The following is a 17619-nucleotide window of genomic DNA, read 5'->3' as shown; positions in this document are numbered from 1 at the left end:
CCCGGCGCGAGGTGTGTCACACCGACATGGGTTCCAGCTCCCGCCGGAACCGCTCCTCGGACCGGGCGATCCGGACCAGCGGATGATCGTCGCCGAGCTGGCGCGACAGGTCGGGAACGATGTCCGCCCGCAACTGCACCGCCTCTTCCTCGCGCCCCATGGCGTCCAGCGTGACCGCCATGTTCGAGGTCATGGCCAGGGTCTCCGGATGGTGCGCCCCGAGCGCATCCCGCAACTGGCCGCACAGCCGCTGCTCGGTCTCCAGCACGATGTCCAGCTCACCCCGGTCCGCCGTCGCGCTGGCCAGGTTCATCACACAGAACAGGGTGTTGGGGTGCTCCCGGCCGAAGGCCTCGCGCATGCCCGCGACGACCAGTTTCAGCACCCGCTCCGCCGCTTCCGGCTCTCCGGCCCCGGTCAGATAGACGCCGAGGTTGTTCTGCGCGGCCAGGGTGTACGGGTGCTTCTCCCCCGGCACCTTCATGTACTGGTCGACGACTTCCTGCGCCGTGTCCCTCGCCTCGGCACTCTCCCCGGCCGCGAACAGGTCCGCGGCGAGGTTGAGGTCGCAGGCCAGTGAATCGGGGTTGGCGGTGGTGTACTTCGCCCGGTACCGGGCGCGGGTCGCCACCGTGAGACGGCGCGCGTCCTCCAGTCGGCCCGCCCTGCGCAACGACACCGCGAGGCTCTTCGCGGCGCTCAGCGTCGCGGGGAAGCTGCGGCCCATCGTCTCCTTGAAGCTGTTGTACGTCGTGCTGAGCAGTGCCGCCGAGTCCTCGTAACGCCCGACTTCCCGCAGGTCACGGGCGAGGTTCATGGCCGAGGAGAGGCTGTAGGGGTGTTCCGCTCCGAGCACCTGGGAGCGGAGGTCGTAGACGTCCTGGTCGATCTCCCGGGCGCGGGCGTACTGGCCGACGCTGCGCAGGTTCAGCGCCAGGTTGTTGGCCGCGGCCAGGGTCCGGGGGTGGGAGTCGTGGAAGATCTGCCCGAACCCCTCGTGGGCCTCGGTCGCCATCTCGATCGCCCCCGCGTAATCCCCCAGCAGCCCGAGGTCGATGGCCAGGCTGCTGGTGGTCATGTACGTGTGCGGGTGCTCGGGTCCCAGCACCTCGCGCTGGCGTTCCAGGGTGACCTCGTCCAGCTCCCTCGCCTCCACGTAACGTCCGCGTGTGCGCAGGATGTTGGAGAGGTGGAAGCGGAGGTAGAGGTACTGGAGATCGCGCTCGCCCAGCTTCTCGCGCCAGAGCTCGCGCAGATCCTCGCCCAGCGCCCACGCGGTCCTGACGTCACCGCGCTTCCAGAGGTAGCGGACCCGGTCGATCAGGAGCCTGCGGGTCTCCGGCTCGGTGCAGTTGCGGGCGTCGGAGGGGCCGAGGTGCGGCCAGATCGTGGCGAAGGTCGGCCAGGTGGCCGGATTGTCTATCGGCTCGTCGTCGTCGGGCCGGGCCCCGGCGAGGATGCGGTGCACGACGTGCCGGGCCTCGCGCTGCTCCTCCTCGCTGAGCTGTGCCTTGATCACGGCCTGGACGAGGCGGTGCACCTGGATGGAGTTGGAGACCTGGTCGACCTTGGCGAGGGCGAAGCGGCCGATCTCCCGGATGACCCGGCCGAGCACCAGCTTCTCCTGGAGCGAGGAGTCGTACGGCTTCAGCGCGTCGATCATCTCCTTGCTGTAGAGGAGGTTCGCGGAGATCGGCTCCGGGGCGAAGAAGGCACAGAGCTGAAGCAGCCGAACGGCGGCGGGCGAACGCTCCTTGAGCCGGGAGATGGAGATGTTCCAGGTCGCTGCGACCGGCTCCGGGTAGCCGGCCGGCTGGTTGAGCGCGAGGACCTGGGTCGCCTGCTGGGCGAGCTGTTCGAGATAGGTGCCGATGGGGGTGGCGGTCTCCGCGATCCAGGCGGCCGCCTGCTCCACGGCCAGCGGCAGGTCGCCCACCGCGGTCGCCACCTGGTCGGCGTCCTCGTCGCTGAGCCCCGGGGCCCGACGCTGGAGGTGTTCGATGGACTCCTCGCGGAGAAAGACGTCCACGGGCAGCGCGTCGCCGTGCTGGGACCAGCTCTGGTTGCGGGAGGTCACCAGGATGTGGCCGGATCCGCCCTGCGGGAAGTAGCGGCGCAGCTGCTCGGGGTCGTCCGCGTTGTCGAAGACCAGCAGCCAGCGGTCGGAGGGCACCCCGCGCCGCAGCAGGTCGACGGCCTCCTGGGAGGCGGCCGCCATGTCGTCGCCGCCCTGGGCGCCGAGCCGGCCGGCGAGTTCGGCGAGCGAGGCGACGACGTCGTCGGGCTGCTCGGACGATATCCACCACACCAGGTCGTAGTCGGCCATGAAGCGGTGCACGTACTCCAGGGCCACCTGTGTCTTGCCGACGCCGCCGAGTCCGTACAGGGTCTGCGGCTGCGGCAGGACGACGGCCAGGCCGCCGCCGAGCTGGTCGCGCATCCGCTCCAGGACGAGCGAGCGGCCGGTGAAGCCGGGGTTGCGGGGCGGCGCGTTCCAGATCCTCGGCACGGTGCCGGGGAAGCGGGGCCCGGGCGAGACCCCGTCGGTCACCTGCACCGGGCGGTCCAGGGCCCGCATCACGGCGGTGGTGGCGTGCACCTCGTCCAGCCGGTAGAGGTCGATCGGGTTCCGGTCGATGTACGGGGTGGTCAGGCGTACGTCCCCGACCCGCAGCGGGACCAGCCGGCGGCGGCCGCTGCCCACGGACTCGGATGCGCTCCGTTCCCACAGCTCGACCGCGCGCTGGGACTTGAGGTAGGCGCTGGAGAGCAGGACCACGGTGCGGGCGGCGTTCTCGGCGGTGGTGTCGGCCGGCTCCTCGGGCGGGCGTTCGGCGGAGACGTCGCGCGGAACGACGCGGAAACCGGCCCGGGTGAGGATCGATTCGAGCCAGTCGGCCCACATCCGGTTCTCCGCCACATAGCTGAGGTGGAGATCGGCGGGCAGGGCGGGCCTGCGCCGGGTGAAGGCGTCGCGGATCCGCAGCCGGACCTCTTCGCCGACCGGCGGCATCGAGGTGATCTCCCGGTCGGTGATGACCGCGGTGAGCCGTTCGAAGGCGGAGAGCAGCGAGTTGGTGAGCCCGGCCTCGTCGCCGAAGGTTGCCAGGGTCTCCTCGTAGGCGTAGTAGGGCCGGTACGGGATCTCCACCGCCCCCCAGTAGGCGGTGAGTTCGTCGCCGGACAGATCGCGCGGCAGCCGGTCGAACTTGAGCCGGGCCAGCGCCCGTCCGGCGTCCGCCTTCTCCTTCTCGCCCTCGTCGATCCGCATCGGTACGGGGTAGAGGGCGATCGGGCGGCCGGTGTTGCGCTCGGCGATCTGGCGGGCGACGGAGGCCGCGCCGTCGATGGACTGGTCGCTGAGGGTGAAGCAGTCGACGAGGACGTCCGGGAGGTGGACGGTGCAGATGTCGGCGATGTCGCTGAGGCCGGTCCGGCTGTCGATGAGGACGTAGTCGTAGTTGGCCTTCATGTCGTCGCGCAGGGCGTCGAAGAAGTGGCCGCCGCCGAACCGGTCGTAGAAGTTGTCCCAGTCGAAGGTGGAGACCGTGGCGCTGTACTCGCGGTTCTGCCGTCCGGCGGAGACGAAGTCGAGCGTGCCGCCCTGCGGGAACTCCCAGCCGAGCGACTCCGGGGTCAGCGACACGGCGTGGGGCTGGATACGGGCGTAGTCGCGGTGCCAGTCCTCGGCGCGCTGGGCGGGGCTGGTCGCGGCCCAGGCGTACTCGGTGATCAGGTCGATCACGCCGGTGGTGGCGCCGAGGGTGGCCGGGTCGAGGAAGGGGTGGAAGAACCGGTGGAGTCCGGGGGCTTCCAGGTCCCAGTCGACGGCCAGCACTCGCTTGCCGTTGGCCGCGAGGATCCAGGCGGTGTTGGCGAGCGCCATGGTGCGCCCGGTACCGCCCTTGTACGAGTAGAAGGTGACGATGCGCCCGTCACGACCGGCACTCATAGGTCCTCCGCTTCCGTCGCAGGGTCGTGCGGGTCGGGTATGTAGCTCGTGTTGCCCATGGGGCCGGTGAGCCGGGTCCGCTCGCCGGATCCGCCGCCGGATCCGGGCGGGTAGGCCTTCGCGTGTTTCAGATACTGCTGGGCGGCCACCTCGACCACCTGGGGCAGGAGTTGGCCGAACGCCTCCATCGTCGGCACTCCTTTCGCGGCGGCGCGGCAGAGGGCCCGGCCCTGGCCCATCTTGACCGGCATGACCGCTTCGAGCTTCTCGGTGAGCTCCGTCTCCGCCGCTCGGCTCTGGTGGTCCTCGCGGCTCCACGGGACGACCATGGTCACCCAGGGCCGGTTCTCCGCGTCGAAGGCGGCGAGCCTGCGGCAGTGGTCCTCGTCCCTCAGGGCCCAGCGGTCGACGAGCAGGATCTCGGGAGTGCTGGGCGGCGCCTTGCCGTCGTGCCGGTCCTCGTCGAACGAGGTGATGACGGCTTGGTAGTTGAGCGAGCGGACCAGTTCCTCGGCCACATAGGCCAGCGGCCGGGCGGAGGCGGGATAGTACGGGTTCCAGTCCTGGGGATGGTCGCCGTAGTGGTCGCTGTTGCGTCCCTCGGGCAGATCGTGGCGGGTGGGCGCCGCGATGGTGATCTGCATCGGCCGGGGTGCGCCGACTCCGCTGCTGGGGGAGCCGAAGGCGCTGGGGGCCAGGCGGTAGTCGACGGGTCGGCCGGTGTCGATGCGGACCGAGTCGGCGACGCTGACGATGCGTTTGGCCAGTTCGTAGACGGCCCGTTCGTACTCCTCGGCGAAGAGTCTGAGCTTGATCAGACCGTAGAGGCCGTCGCTGACGTACCGTTCGCCGAAGTCGCGGTGGTTGAACTGCAATCGCTCGGCAGAGCCGGGCAGTTGGCTCGGTGGCACCGGCACCCAGAGCGCGGGGACGATGGCTTCGGCCGGCTGGTTGGAGCGGGCCCGGTGGTGGATGGCCCGCTGTTCGAAGGCGTACCACTCCTTGCCGCACATCTCACTGGCGAAGTAACGCGGCGAGAACAGCGGAACGAAGACCCGGCAGGTGGCGAGGACGTCGCCGAGCCGTTCCGACCAGCCCTCGCCGGAGCGTATCTCCCGGTCCATGAAGCCCGCGGGCGCGCCGGCGGGTAAGTCGGTCATGGCCATCACATGGCCGCAGAGATCCTGGAAAAGCCTTTCGACCCACATATCGGGGTCCGTGCCGGCGCCGTACCCCGGCGTGTGGGCGTAACTCAGAAAGAAATACGGCCGATGGCCCACCGCTCGCTGTTGCGTCGATGCGTGCACACGACCCCCGTCCTGTATGAGCACTCGCATCCCGGAAGGAGGAAGGGAGTGCAAGCGAACTCATCATTCCGGAGCGGGCCGCATTCCAGGCCCTCCCGTTCGGTCATTCGAACGTCACTTTCCGGTCAGAGGCCAGGACGTTCGCTACCGGACCGGACGGCGAGAGGCTCCTGCCGCGACTTTTCCCGGCCGCACTCCGCGTTCCGCTGATCTCCTTGCGGACAGCGGCGATCAGCTGTTTTCCGTCGACCGTCACCTCCGCCGCGTTTTCGATCATGTCGAGCGCTTCCGGAACACCCGTGAGGAAGCGCGGATCGTACAGCCCGAGCCCCGCCCGTTCGAATGTCTCGGCCAGCAGTCGGGAGAACGTCACGTGTTCGCTCCCCCAGGGCGTTCGATGGTCCCAGGTACCGTCCAGGGCGTAAAGATCCGTCACTTCACCGAGCGCGCGCAGTTTCGCGCGGCGGAATCCGCTGAGCAGGCCGAGTGCCAGCGCCTTGCCGTCGGCCGCCTCCCCGACGCCGAGCGCGCCGTGGCCGTACCGACCCGGCTCGGCCGTACCTGCGGTCAGCGGGGTCATCGTGGTGAGCGTCCGGGCCGCCTCCGCCGCCTGCTCCGGAACGGCGTCGGCCAGCAGCGCCCAGGCGCCGGCGATCCGGTGCCCCCACGCCTCGGCCCGCTCCGCGGTGAGCCGGTCTGCCGGGGCGGTGCCGAAGCCGTCGCGGAAGGGGTCGAGGTCGTCCAGCAGGAGGGCCGGAGCGGGCATCCGCCGCAGGACGCGGACGGGGCGCCAGTGCGGGCCCTCCGCTTCCTCACGCGCGATACGCAGCTCCGGGCCGTGAACGGCGGGCACGGCGTCGGTGCCTGTGTCCGGCCGGCGGACGAGGAAGCCGTCGCCCGTGGCGCGCACCAGCGCCACACCCCGCTCCCCCGGCCCGCCGACGACCGCGGTGCCGAGGGTGGGCAGATGCAGGCTTCCGTCGCGGTACGCCACCGGCACCGGCAGGTCGAGTCCGGCCCGGACGGCGGCGGCGGCCACACAGGCGCCGAGCCGTTCGGTGGCGGGCTCGGTCAGGCCGCGGCCGGCGTGGACATCCTCCAGGGCGCCGATCAGCCAGGTGCGGGTGTAGGGGTGGGCGAGCACCGTGTCGAGCGCGTCGGCGCCCCGGGCGTCGGCCTCCACGCTCGCCGCGAGCCGCCAGGCCTCGTCCCAGAGCTCTCCGCCCTGTCCGTCGAGGGTGTCGTGGAGCGCGGCGAGCAGGGTGCGGGTCAGGTCCAGGTGGGCGGCGAGCAAGGCGTCCGGCGCCCGGACGGCGGGCGACTCGGTGGCGGCGGCGGTCCGTTCCTCGATGCCGCGGATCAGCGCGGCCAGGTCGGCGCAGTAGACCGAGGGGTTGTCGAAGCCGCCATCGGTTCCGTGGTCGGAGCGGTACCGGTGGGTGTAGAGCCCGCCGCCGCACGACCGCACGACCGGGCAGCGGCGACAGGTCTCGCTGACTCCGGCCAGCCCGAGCTGGCGGGCCCGGACGCCGGGGTGGGCCGCGACCTCGTCGAACGTATTGCTGAAGACGTCGAACCCGGTGGCGGCGGCGCCCTCGTAGGCGCTCTTGAGCGAGTCGACCTGCTCCAGCTTCCCGTCGGTCTCGATGACGACGAGGTCGGTGGGGGCGAGGCCGAGCGATTCGGTGAGGCTGGGGCCGCCGTTCAGGCTGGAGAGCACCGAGGCGAACATCCGGACGGGCATGGGACGGCCCTGTTCCGTCCAGCGGTCGAAGACCGCCAGGAGCCATGCGGCGTACGCGGTGGGCGAGCCGTCCGGGCGTGGCGGCGGGTCGTCCCAGGTGGCGTGCGGCAGCAGGAAGTCGACGAGCGGGGGTTCGAGCTCGGCGAGGGCGTCGTGCACGGCCACCGGGTCGTTGTGGATGTCGACCGTGCAGAGCAGGCCGAGGTCCAGATGGCGGTAGCGCTCCTCGCGGAGCAGGTCGACCGCGCGCAGCACCATCGGGTGGCTGCTGCGTCCGTCGGCGTACCGGCGGTGGCGGTCGTTGGCGGCGCGGTCGCCGTCGAGCGAGATCCCGACGCGGACGTGGAACTCGTCGAAGAGGTCGAGGTAACGGGGGCTGAGCTGGACGCCGTTGGTGTGGATCCTGAGGTCCAGCTCAGCGATGCCGTTCAGGGCCGAGCCGAGCTCCTCGCAGACCCGGCGCAGTCGCGCGGGCCCTGCCAGGAGCGGTTCCCCGCCGTGCAGGATCACTGTGACGGAGGGAAGCGCATGGGTGGTGGCATGCTCGGCCAGACGCCGGGCCGTCCAGGAAATTGCCTCGTCGGAGATGACTTTCGGTCGGGTCAGCCAACTCTGATCTGCATGTTCGTAGACGTAGCAGTGGTCGCAGGCGAGATCGCACCTGCTGTGCACTTTGAGAACGAATTCACGGAAGGGGACCAGGGGTCCTGTCATTCCGCCATTCTAGCCAGTTCTGACGCCTGCTCAGAGAGCGGAATTGAACGTGGAGATCCGGGTGGACCGGGCCGTGGTCGCACCGCATACGCGGTTGATCTTGGTGACGATGTCGGCGCTGCGGACGTCGGTCGCCGCGAGGGTTGCGCGGGTCTTCGCAGGGGCGAAGTCGGGGGTGGTTCCGTAGGTCTTCACGGCCGTCCTAGGGGGATCCTGAGGGGGTCTGTTTCCGGACATTGAAACGCTGCCGGATTCCGTGTCATCACACGTCCCGGCACGCGCACTTTACTACCGGTGGGGCCCCTCCACATGCCGGCGGAACAGCCTGCACTTCAGTGTTTCGAAAGTCGAAACATCCCTTCCGTTCGGCCTCTTGGGTGAGCGGGCCACGAGCGGCGGAGGCTTCGGGCGGGAGAGCCGGCTTGTCCGCCGCCGGCTTTCGCAGGTGGGAGGCTTGCGGGCGGCTTCGGAGCCGGCCCGGAGAGGAGGCGCTCGCGCGAACCGTGACGCGTCCGCCACGGCCTCGCGGAGCCGCCGGGACGCCCTGGCGAGGTCGGTAATTCACTCGTTCACCGGTTTCGGGCCGGGTAGGTCGCCTTCCGCGCGGCGGCCATGAGGTCCGTGCGCCGGCCCCCGGCCCGGACACGGGGCGGCCCGGCCTGTTCGCCGCACCCTTCGCGGAGGTGGCCGAACCCCGTCGTGGCGGCCGTCCGGGGGGCCAGGGCGCTCTTGCCCGGCCCCTCCCTCCCCCCTACTCTCGTGGCCCCGGGCGGGTCAGGCGTGACGGCCGGCCGGGTCATACGACAACTGCAGACGGAGGCGACCATGACGGCGCTGCCCGAGCCGCTGAGATCCATGGTCTTCAGGAACGACGACCTGCCCGAGCTGTTCCATCACACGGACGCGGTCGCCGTGGCCCGCCAGCGCGAGGCCGTGAACACCACCCGGGTGCAGCTGGCGCTGCTCGTGGCCGGCACGGTGCCCGCGGCGCTGCCCTGGCACGCCGACGACGGGCCCGCGGCCCGGGCGCTGTACGGTGCGGCGGTGCTGGCCTATCTGGGCGTGCTCTTCACGACCTTCCTCGCCTCCCAGCGCAAAGCAAAGTCGCATTGGCAACTCAACCGCTCCGCGGCGGAGTTCATCAAATCGAACTGCTGGCGCTACGCGGTGCACGGCGCCCCCTTCGACAGCGCGTCCGAGCATCCGGAGGCGCTGTTCGCCAATCGTCTGGAGGACGGTCTCCAGGAGCTGCGGAAGGTGGGCTGGGCCGACCCGCGCGAGGAGCTGCCGGATTCCGGCGGCCTCATCACGGAGTCCATGCGGGCGTTGCGGAACAAGGCGTACACGGTCCGCAAGGAGACGTATGTACGGGACCGGCTCATCGAGCAGCGCCGCTGGTACCGCCGACGTCAGCAGGCCTCCCGGCGCGGGGCGCTCATGTGGTCGGGCGCCATCGTCGCGCTGACGCTCCCCGCGCTGGCGCTGAGTGTGCTGCAGACCTTCGGGGTGGGCCGGTCGTTCGGTCTGACGGGGGCGCTGTCCGCCGCGGCGGCGGCCTGTCTCGCCTGGAACGAGATGCGCCGGCACCATCCGCTGATCTCGGCGCACTCGCTGGTGGAGCAGGACCTGGAGTCGATGCAGGCCGCCATGGAGACCACCCTCACCGAACGGCACTGGCCGGCGGCGGTGTTCGAGACCGAGCGGATCGTGTCGCCCGAGCACACCGACTGGCTGGTCAGACACCGCGTGTGACCCGCTCCCCGCCCCGGCCCCGGTCAGCCGCGCAGCACCCCGTCACGCCAGATCACGGTGACGGGGCGGCCGAGCGTGCGGGCGTACGTCACGATGTCGCCCGTGCCGCCGAGGCCCCGGGCGGGGAGGCCGTCCCAGACCGCGAGCAGCCGGTCGCAGTGGTCGGCGATATAGGCGCCCGCCGCGTAGTACGCCTCGTCGGTGGAGTGCGGGAAGTCGAGCCGGACCTCCCGTGCCGCGCGCGCCTTGAGCGTCCGGTAGCGGGCGAGGTCGTCGGCGTTGTCGAAACAGGCCTCGTAGTCGCCGCTGGGGATCACGGCGGTCAGTTCGGCGCCGCAGGTGAGGGCGAGGTCGGCGAAGAGCTGGTCGGCGCCGACCGCCAGACTGGAGAGGGCCTGGCCGGGGCGGTCGGGGCCGCAGAGAGCGGCCCGCATTCCGGCGAGCACATGAGCCTCCGCCTCGGCGGGGATGGAGCGGTGACCGGTCACTCCGATGCGATACACGGACCTGCTACCCCCTGATGCCAGCGGAGCGCACCCCGGGAGCGCCCCCGCCCCCTGCCGCCCCGTCACGACGATCCGTCGTGGCGACATCCTCTCAAGAGCCCCCCGGCGAGCGGGAGCCCCCGTCCGGAATTCCGGACGGGGGCACGTATGTACGGACAGCTCCGTACCTGATCGGCGGGGCCGGTCAGTACACGCTGACGCCGTACGCGTTCAGCGCCTCCACGACCGGCTGGAAGAAGGTCGTGCCGCCGGAGGAGCAGTTGCCGCTGCCGCCGGAGGTGAGACCGATCGCCCGGGTGCCGGAGTAGAGCGGGCCGCCGGAGTCGCCGGGCTCGGCGCACACGTTGGTGCGGATCATGCCGTAGACGACGTCGCCGCCCCCGTAGTTGACGGTGGCGTTGAGTCCGGTGACCGATCCCCTGTGGGTGCCTGTGGTGGAGCCGCGGCGGGTGACGGCCATGCCGACGGTGGCGTTGGCGGCGCTGGTGATGTCCTGGCCGCCGACCGTGCCGTCCTTCGGGATCGTGGTGTTGGTGTAGCGCACGATGCCGTAGTCGTTGTTCGGGAAGCTGGACCCGGAGGTTGTCCCCAGCACGGTGGTGCGGGCGGAGTTGGCGTACCAGGTGGTCGCGCCGTCGGTGCAGTGTCCGGCGGTGAGGAAGTAATAGGTGCTGCCGCTGCGGACGTTGAAGCCCAGCGAGCAGCGGCCGGTGCTGGAGTAGATCGCGTCGCCGCCGGAGATCAGCTTGGTGAACTTGCCGGGGGTGCGTTCGATGCGCAGCGCGTCGGCGTTGGCGCCCGCCGACTTCCTGATCGTGTTGATCTCCGCCTGCGTGACCGTGCTGTCCACGGTGACGACGAGGCGCTTGGTCTGCGGGTCGATGTTCCAGGCGGTGCCCGCGATGTCGGCGCCGAGCACGGCGTCGCTCGCCGCGGTCAGCTGGTTGGCGCTGAACGTCCGGGGGGTTTCGGCGTTCGCGGTGGGGATGGCCATCGCCGCGACGGCGGCGAGCCCCGCGAGGACGGCCGTGGTACGGACGCGTCTCGCCGCGTTGGAGCGGTTGTTGGTGCGCTTGATCCTCACGTCGGGTTCCTCCGAGGGGAATCGGGGGCCCTCCTGTGGGGTGGCGGGCCCGTGAGGCGCAGTCGGGGGCCTGTCCGGATTCCGGAATTGCCGTGCCCCTGACAATCGCTGACCGGAGTATCGAGGGGCCCGGTCGGGAGGCGCAAGAATGCCTTTCGGCCACGCGGGTCCCACACGCATCCGGCCCCGGGAGCCGTGGGGCTGCCGGGGCCGGAGTGACCGCTCACGGGTCAGGCGTCGATCCGGTTCCGCTCCCCCGCCGGGACCGCCACGGTGAGCGTGTTGCCCGGGGGCGGGAAAGGGCAGATGAAGTGGTCGGCGAAGGCGCACGGCGGCAGCAGCGCGCGGTTGAAGTCGACGCTCACGCTGCCGTCGGCGGCGGGCGCCCCGGGCCGCAGGAAACGGAAGCGGTAGCTACCGTTCCCGCTGGTCACATCGGCGAAGACGGCCCACAGCGACCCGTCGGGCTCGACCGCGACCTGGAGCGTGTGCTCCTGTCCTTCCACCGTGAAGGCGAGCTCCCCGCCGAGCCCGAGACCGCGCTCGACCCCGTCCGCGTTGGCCACCCGTACGGTCCGGTCGGCATACGGGCGGAAGGTCCCGGACAGCGTCCAGCGGGGGTCGTACGGGGTGGCCTCGATGGTCGAGAAGGCGTGCCGGGCCGGTGATCCCGGGTCGAAGTCCCGTACCGCCCACAGCCCTTCGCGACGCAGGACCACCAGACGCCGCTCTCTCTGCGCGACCCGGGAGTCGTCGATGGGTCCGCGGTCCGCGCCGAGCCGGATCTCGCCGGTCAGGGGCCTGCCGTCGACGACGATGCCGTCCTCGGCGGCGGCCGTGAGGACCACCTCGTCGTCGTCCTCGCACCAGAGACCGGGGACGGCCGGAATTCGCCCTTCCGGGTAATCGGAGAGCCAGTGGGTTCCGGTCAGGGAGAGCGGGCCGTACGGGGCGGCGACGGCGACGACGCGCCCTTCGTGCCACCGCTGCCAGTCCCGCGCGGCGTCCGGCCCGCCGCCGCCCTGTTCCTGCTGCTGTGCGTCCGTGCTCATGCGGTCAACCTTTCCATACCGGCTCCGGGAGGCCGAGGTGCGACCGCAGCGTGGAGCCGGTGTATTCGGAGCGGAACGCGCCGCTCTCCTGGAGGAGCGGGACGACCCGGTCGACCACGTCGTCCAGGCCGACTTCGGGGCACCACCGAGTCCGCGATCGAGACCTCCGAGATCTCGCCGCCCGAGCTGAAGTGACCCGGCGTCAGCGAGGCGGGGAGGCAGGCGGGCCTCAGCAGTCGCAGCCGCAGGAATCGCCGCAACAGCAGCAGCCCTCGCCGCACTGACCGCAGCAGTTGCACGCCTCGCAGCAGTCGCCGCAGCTCTGGCACGGCGACTGCCGCTGCTCCCTGCTCCAGGGGTCCTCGAAGCTCCCGCAACACATCTGGCAGGTGCAGGCGAGCCCGACCCAGACCAGGCAGCCGGCGATCAGCCCGCGCCGGTCGCGGGGCGGCTGCGGCGGAGGCGGCGGTGAGCCGGGACCGCCGGGGGCGTACGGGTTGCCGGGCGGCGCACCGTACGGATTGCCCGGCGGCGGCCCGAAGGAGCCGTCCGGGGTCAGCAGCCCCTGACCCCCCTGTCCCTCTTGATGCGAGCAGGAGGAGGTGCCGAACGCCCGGTCGACCGAGCGGCGCAGCTCATGGGCGAGCAGGACGTGGACGAGCTTGCCGTCGGTGAACTCCACCTCGCGCAGGGCGAGCCGTACGCCGTGCAGCGCGTCGTCGCAGAGCCGGCGCGCCTCGGCGAGGGGGGTGCCGGTGGCCGTCAGCGGGTTCCAGGCACCTGACGCGGCGTCCGCCTCCCGGTCCTCGACCGCGTCCAACAAGTGGGCAAGCCGTCCGAAGAGCCGGCCGGCCTCCGCGAGGGGCGCCACGTTCTGCGGCTTCCCGGCGAGGTGGGCGGTGTGGGCGAAGGCGGCGGCGGTGGCGGTCTCGGTGGGTTCGGTGACCGTCAGCAGCGGGGTGCCGAGTCCGGCGAGCGTCTCGATCCCGGTCTGCCGGTCGACCGCGTCGACCAGGAGGGCGGTGTCGAAGCCGAGGGCCGCCCCGGTCCGCGCACCCGCCCGGTCCCACCCGGCGGCCACCCGGCGCGCGGCGGCGGCGACCGGACGGCGGGCCAACAGCCCGTCCCGGTCGGCGACGTGGTCGCGGACCTTGGCCGAGGCGAGGACGAGCGAGACGGCGGCGGCGAGCCGGGCCCCCTCACCCTGGGCGACCGGTGCGGTGCGCATGGCCCGCAGCGGGCAGGGACCCGCGGTGCGCCGTCCGCCCGGGGCGGGGCCCGCCTGAGCCTCCGTCAGGACGGAAACGATGAGGCCGTCATAGTTCGTCACGATACGGGCGAACTGTCCGTGATCCGCCCTCAGAGCCAGGCAGAGACCGCAGAGATGGGCCATCCACTCGACTCTCAGCCCTTCGGAGAGGCGGTGGGTGCAGGGCCTGACGATTCCGAACACGACGATCCCCCGTGAGCCGTTCAGCCGGTGCGCGACGCTCGTGCACCGGGGCGTCGTGCATCGTATCGAGCCATCCGTTCACCCGTCCGTCGGCAGGATCACCCGTACGGCTCGAAGCGTCATATTTTCTTTTCGCAACCCCCCTTATGCAGGACGAACCCTGACGAATAGCCACATCCTCTGCACCAGTAGCGTCACGAATCGCCTGCGAGCCGACTATCTACTTGGCGCGCTATCCGCATCATGGACGACCATAGGGATACGAAAGAGATGCGGAACGCCACAGAACCGCGGTGAGAGGAGGCGTCCATGGGATCGGTGCGCAAGGCGAGTGCCTGGCTGGGCCTCGTGGAGGACAACGACGAGCGGTACTACGACGACGAGTACAACGAGGGCACGGAGACCGGTACGGGCAACCAGGCCTGGGTCACCGACCCGCGGGTGCAGGTGGCCGCCGAGGCGGCCGAGGAGCGGGACCGCCGGATCGCGACGGTGACCCCGGACAGCTTCCGGGACGCCCGGGCCATCGGCGAGCTGTTCCGGGACGGCGTCCCGGTGATCGTCAACCTCACGGCCATGGACCCCGCCGACGCCAAGCGCGTGGTGGACTTCGCCGCCGGGCTGATCTTCGGTCTGCGCGGCTCGATCGACCGGGTGGCCACCCGGGTCTTCCTGCTCTCCCCCGCCGACACCCAGGTGGTGGCGGGCGAAGCCGCCGGCCGGAAGACCGACGGCTTCTTCAACCAGAGCTGAGCAGGGCGCTCGCCGGAACGTTCCGGTCAACGCCGCCGGTCGGCGTGTGCGTCACGGCGCACCTCCGTCACCGGAAGGCGTCGAGACCGGTGAGCGCCTTGCCCAGTACCAGCTGGTGCATCTCCACGGTTCCCTCGTAGGTGAGCACCGACTCCAGGTTCGTCGCGTGCCGCATGACCGGGTACTCCAGCGAGATCCCGTTGGCCCCGAGGATCGTGCGCGAGGTGCGGCAGATCTCGATCGCCTCCCGCACGTTGTTGAGCTTGCCGAAACTGACCTGCTCCGGCCGGAGCCCGCCCTTGTCCATCCGGCGGCCCAGGTGGTGGGCGAGCAGGATGCCCTTGTGCAGCTCCAGGGCCATGTCCGCCAGCTTGGCCTGGGTGAGCTGGAAGCCGCCGATCGGGCGGCCGAACTGCTCCCGGTTTCGCGCGTAGTCGAGGGCCGACTCGAAGCTGGCCCGCGCCGCGCCCATGGACCCCCAGACGATGCCGTAACGCGCATGGCTCAGACAGCTGAGCGGGCCGCGCAGCCCCTTCGCGTCCGGCAGCACCGCGTCGGCAGGCAGCCGCACCTCGTCCATGACCAGTTCGCTGGTGACCGAGGCGCGCAGCGACCACTTGTGGTGGATCTCCGGGGCCGAGAAACCGGGGGCGTCGGTCGGTACGACGAACCCGCGGATGCCCCGGCCGTCCTCGCCCTCGTCGGTCTGCGCCCAGACGACGGCGACCCCGGCGACCGAGCCGTTGGTGATCCACATCTTGCGGCCGGTGAGGATCCAGTCCTCACCGTCGCGCTTGGCGTACGTCCGCATCCCGGCCGGGTCCGAGCCGTGGTCGGGCTCGGTCAGGCCGAAGCAGCCGATGATCTCGCCGGACGCCATGCCGGGCAGCCACCGCTGCTTCTGCTCCTCGGAGCCGAAGCGGTGGATCGCGTACATGGCGAGCGACCCCTGTACGGAGACGAGCGAGCGGATCCCGGAGTCGGCGGCCTCCAGCTCCAGGCAGGCCAGCCCGTACTGGACGGCGCTCGCCCCGGCGCAGCCGTAGCCCTCCAGCGACATGCCGAGCGCGCCCAGGGCGCCGAGCTCGCGGGCCAGCTCCCGGATGCCGGGCAGCTCGCCCTTCTCGTACCACTCGGCGATGTGCGGCAGGACGCGGTCGGTGGCCCAGGTGCGGACGGTGTCGCGGATCGCGAGGTCGTCCGGGCCGAGCAGGTCGTCGATGCCGAGGGGATCCGTGGCGTCGAACGGCGGGAGCTTCGACGGCTTCGCGGACTCGGTGCTGGACATGAGGGTGCCTCCGGCGGCTCGCACGGTGCTCGGAGGGACCGGGAGACGCCCGCCCTCCGAAAACTAGCAGTGGTAGTCAGGGCGTCGTGCTGACGTTACGGGTCAGTGTGCCGCTCGTCCAGAGCCCGCCGCCTCGGCCGGTTCGCGGCGCGCGGGCACCATCGGGCGCGGGACCCGGCGGTTCGGCGCGGCCGGACGGACAGCCTCGGCCGCCTCGCCTGATTCGGCCGGCTCTGCCTCGCTCCGGCGGCAGGGCTCCTTCGGCGGGCACTCCATGACCTTCGGCAGCCGCAGGGCGGCCAGCGCCCCGAGCAGCAGGAGCCCGGCGCTGACGAAGAGCGTGATGTGGAGTCCGCCGATGAAGGCGTGCCGGGCAGTCGAGCGCAGGAGATCGCCCATCGGGCCGCCGAGCTGCGCGGCGACCTGGTAGGCCTCGCCCAGCGAGTGGGAGGCCTCGGCTCCGGCGCGGGCCGGGACGCCCTTGTCGCCGAGGGAGGCGAGGCCGGGGGCGTAGGCGGCGTTCATGACACTGCCGAGCAGGGCGATGCCGAGGCCCGCGCCCAGCTGGTAGGAGGTCTCGCCGATCGCCGCCGCGCCGCCCGCCCGCTCCGGCGGGGCGTCGCTGAGCATCGACTCGTACGCCCCGAAGAGCGTGGTCTGCAGTCCGAAACCGAGCAGGACGAACGCGGCGGTCAGCAGGCCCGGCCGGTCGTGCTGACCCATCGCGGTGAGCACCAGGACCGAGGACGCGGTGAGGACGAAGCCCCAGCCGACCATGCGCCGGGGACCGAAGCGGCGCAGGGTGTACGAGCCGGTGGCGCCCGCCGCCATCGCCGCGAAGGTCAGCGGCAGCAGGCGCAGCCCGGTCTCCAGCGGGGTGAGCCCCAGCACCAGCTGGAGATACTGGACGGCGATCAGCTGAAGGCCGACCAGGGCCAGCATGGCGAGGACGATGCAGCCGACGGCGGTGGAGAAGGCCGGGCGGGCGAACATCGAGACGTCGATCAGCGGATGCCTGCGGCGCTTCTGCCTTCGGACGAAGAGGATCAGGAGAGCGAGACCGAAGGCCAGCGGGCCGAGCGCGACCGGATCCAGGAGCCCCGCGCCGCCGCCCAGGCGCTTGACGCCCAGGACGACGCCGAGTACCCCGGCCGCGGCCATGAGCGCGCCCAGCACGTCCCACGGGCCGTCGTCGCCGCCGCGCGACTCGGGCAGCAGCCAGCGACCGAGCGGCAGGATCACAGCCATCAGCGGGATGTTGATGAGGAAGACCGAGCCCCACCAGAAGTGCTCGACCAGGAAGCCGCCGACAACAGGACCGGTGGCGGCGCCGACCGCGGCGACCGCGGTCCACACGCCGATGGCGAGCGCACGCTCGCGGCGGTCGGGGAAGACCTGGCGCAGGATCGACAGCGTCGCGGGCATGATCATCGCGCCGCCGACGCCGAGGAGGGCGCGGGCCGCTATCAGGACGCCGGAGCTGTCGGCCGTCGCGGCGAGCACGGAGGCGACCCCGAACAGCGCGTAACCGATCAGGAGCACCCGCCGTCTGCCGATCCGGTCACCCAGCGTGCCGAAGAGGATGAGCAGCGAGGCGCAGACGAGGGGGTAGGCGTCGACGATCCACAGGAGGGCCGTACCGCTCGGGCGCAGGTCCTCGGTGAGCGACGGAACCGCGACATGGAGCACGGTCGCGTCGAGGGCGACGACCAGAAGACTGAGACAGAGGACGACGAGGACGACCCAGCGGTTGGCGTCGTCGGCGGCTTTGCGCAGCCGGACCCCGGCCGTGGTCGTCCCGGACATCTACGTACCTCCCGATGAGTCCCTCGCGCTCGGCGGACCGACGGTGACGAGTGGGGTGCGCGTCCCTCGGGCCCGGCATCGACGGGCGAGTGATTCGCCAGCGTACGCGAGTTCGGGGTGGTCACACGTGGTCCACGTCATACCCCGGTCCGCCGCACAGTGTGGCGTACGCCATGCCGGACCCGGTCGCGGGGCCCCTCCGGAGGGG

Annotated in this window: 12 protein-coding genes; 2 read left to right on the top strand and 10 right to left on the bottom strand. The window is 71.3% G+C overall.

Annotation, left to right across the window (positions count from 1 at the left end):
- Window positions 1-16 precede the first annotated feature (16 nt).
- From fxsT to fxsA, 4 genes are all read right to left on the bottom strand, one after another.
- Window positions 17-3952 carry an FxSxx-COOH system tetratricopeptide repeat protein gene (gene fxsT / locus D3105_RS13215; protein WP_118903434.1) on the bottom strand — a complete coding sequence of 1312 codons (3936 nt, stop codon included), beginning with the start codon at window positions 3950-3952 and terminating at the stop codon, window positions 17-19.
- On the bottom strand, window positions 3949-5289 hold the full coding sequence (gene fsxC / locus D3105_RS13210; RefSeq protein WP_158514062.1) for an FxsC protein: 1341 nt from the start codon (window positions 5287-5289) through the stop codon (window positions 3949-3951). The genes fxsT and fsxC overlap by 4 nt, the downstream gene beginning before the upstream one ends.
- A gap of 73 nt (window positions 5290-5362) precedes the next feature.
- Window positions 5363-7717, bottom strand: coding sequence for a radical SAM/SPASM protein FxsBH, inactivated beta-hydroxylase extension form (fxsBH, locus tag D3105_RS13205; protein ID WP_118903433.1), 2355 nt, complete (start codon window positions 7715-7717; stop codon window positions 5363-5365).
- Window positions 7718-7747: 30 nt separating this feature from the next.
- Complete coding sequence (gene fxsA / locus D3105_RS13200) at window positions 7748-7912, bottom strand: FxSxx-COOH cyclophane-containing RiPP peptide (RefSeq protein WP_118903432.1); 165 nt, start codon at window positions 7910-7912, stop codon at window positions 7748-7750.
- Window positions 7913-8542: 630 nt separating this feature from the next.
- Between fxsA and D3105_RS13195 the strand changes: the two genes are divergently transcribed.
- A complete protein-coding gene (locus tag D3105_RS13195; protein ID WP_118903431.1) occupies window positions 8543-9469 on the top strand; it encodes a DUF4231 domain-containing protein in 927 nt (308 codons plus the stop codon).
- A 23-nt stretch (window positions 9470-9492) separates the two neighbouring features.
- Here D3105_RS13195 and D3105_RS13190 read toward each other — a convergent pair whose 3' ends face one another.
- The 4 genes from D3105_RS13190 to D3105_RS13175 all read right to left on the bottom strand — a co-directional run bounded on the left by D3105_RS13190 (window position 9493) and on the right by D3105_RS13175 (window position 13564).
- Complete coding sequence (locus D3105_RS13190; protein WP_118903430.1) at window positions 9493-9972, bottom strand: hypothetical protein; 480 nt, start codon at window positions 9970-9972, stop codon at window positions 9493-9495.
- Window positions 9973-10159: 187 nt separating this feature from the next.
- Window positions 10160-11059: a S1 family peptidase gene (locus D3105_RS13185; protein WP_118903429.1), complete on the bottom strand. Its 900-nt coding sequence runs from the start codon at window positions 11057-11059 to the stop codon at window positions 10160-10162.
- Window positions 11060-11289: 230 nt separating this feature from the next.
- A complete protein-coding gene (locus D3105_RS13180) occupies window positions 11290-12111 on the bottom strand; it encodes a DUF1684 domain-containing protein (RefSeq protein ID WP_118903428.1) in 822 nt (273 codons plus the stop codon).
- 229 nt (window positions 12112-12340) lie between these two features.
- Window positions 12341-13564, bottom strand: coding sequence for a DUF5685 family protein (locus tag D3105_RS13175; protein ID WP_118903427.1), 1224 nt, complete (start codon window positions 13562-13564; stop codon window positions 12341-12343).
- Window positions 13565-13873: 309 nt separating this feature from the next.
- Between D3105_RS13175 and D3105_RS13170 the strand changes: the two genes are divergently transcribed.
- On the top strand, window positions 13874-14317 hold the full coding sequence (locus tag D3105_RS13170; RefSeq protein WP_032767521.1) for a cell division protein SepF: 444 nt from the start codon (window positions 13874-13876) through the stop codon (window positions 14315-14317).
- Window positions 14318-14384: 67 nt separating this feature from the next.
- Here D3105_RS13170 and D3105_RS13165 read toward each other — a convergent pair whose 3' ends face one another.
- Together D3105_RS13165 and D3105_RS13160 are read right to left on the bottom strand one after the other, a co-directional pair.
- On the bottom strand, window positions 14385-15605 hold the full coding sequence (locus tag D3105_RS13165; protein WP_118903426.1) for an acyl-CoA dehydrogenase family protein: 1221 nt from the start codon (window positions 15603-15605) through the stop codon (window positions 14385-14387).
- Between the two features lie 102 nt (window positions 15606-15707).
- Complete coding sequence (locus D3105_RS13160) at window positions 15708-17411, bottom strand: MFS transporter (RefSeq protein WP_118903425.1); 1704 nt, start codon at window positions 17409-17411, stop codon at window positions 15708-15710.
- Between the last annotated feature and the right edge of the window lie 208 nt (window positions 17412-17619).

It is taken from the genome of Streptomyces globisporus, assembly GCF_003501885.1.
GTDB lineage: Bacteria > Actinomycetota > Actinomycetes > Streptomycetales > Streptomycetaceae > Streptomyces > Streptomyces globisporus_D.
Note: the sequence above shows the minus strand (reverse complement) of the source record. Positions and strands in the feature narration are given on the sequence as shown.

Bases quoted from the DNA above. Each gene is read 5' to 3' on its own strand.
- D3105_RS13180 (WP_118903428.1), bottom strand. From the start codon at position 12,111: ATGAGCACGGACGCACAGCAGCAGGAACAGGGCGGCGGCGGGCCGGAC.
- D3105_RS13165 (WP_118903426.1), bottom strand. From the start codon at position 15,605: ATGTCCAGCACCGAGTCCGCGAAGCCGTCGAAGCTCCCGCCGTTCGAC.
- D3105_RS13195 (WP_118903431.1), top strand. From the start codon at position 8,543: ATGACGGCGCTGCCCGAGCCGCTGAGATCCATGGTCTTCAGGAACGAC.
- fsxC (WP_158514062.1), bottom strand. From the start codon at position 5,289: ATGCGAGTGCTCATACAGGACGGGGGTCGTGTGCACGCATCGACGCAA.
- D3105_RS13160 (WP_118903425.1), bottom strand. From the start codon at position 17,411: ATGTCCGGGACGACCACGGCCGGGGTCCGGCTGCGCAAAGCCGCCGAC.
- fxsBH (WP_118903433.1), bottom strand. From the start codon at position 7,717: ATGACAGGACCCCTGGTCCCCTTCCGTGAATTCGTTCTCAAAGTGCAC.
- fxsT (WP_118903434.1), bottom strand. From the start codon at position 3,952: ATGAGTGCCGGTCGTGACGGGCGCATCGTCACCTTCTACTCGTACAAG.
- D3105_RS13170 (WP_032767521.1), top strand. From the start codon at position 13,874: ATGGGATCGGTGCGCAAGGCGAGTGCCTGGCTGGGCCTCGTGGAGGAC.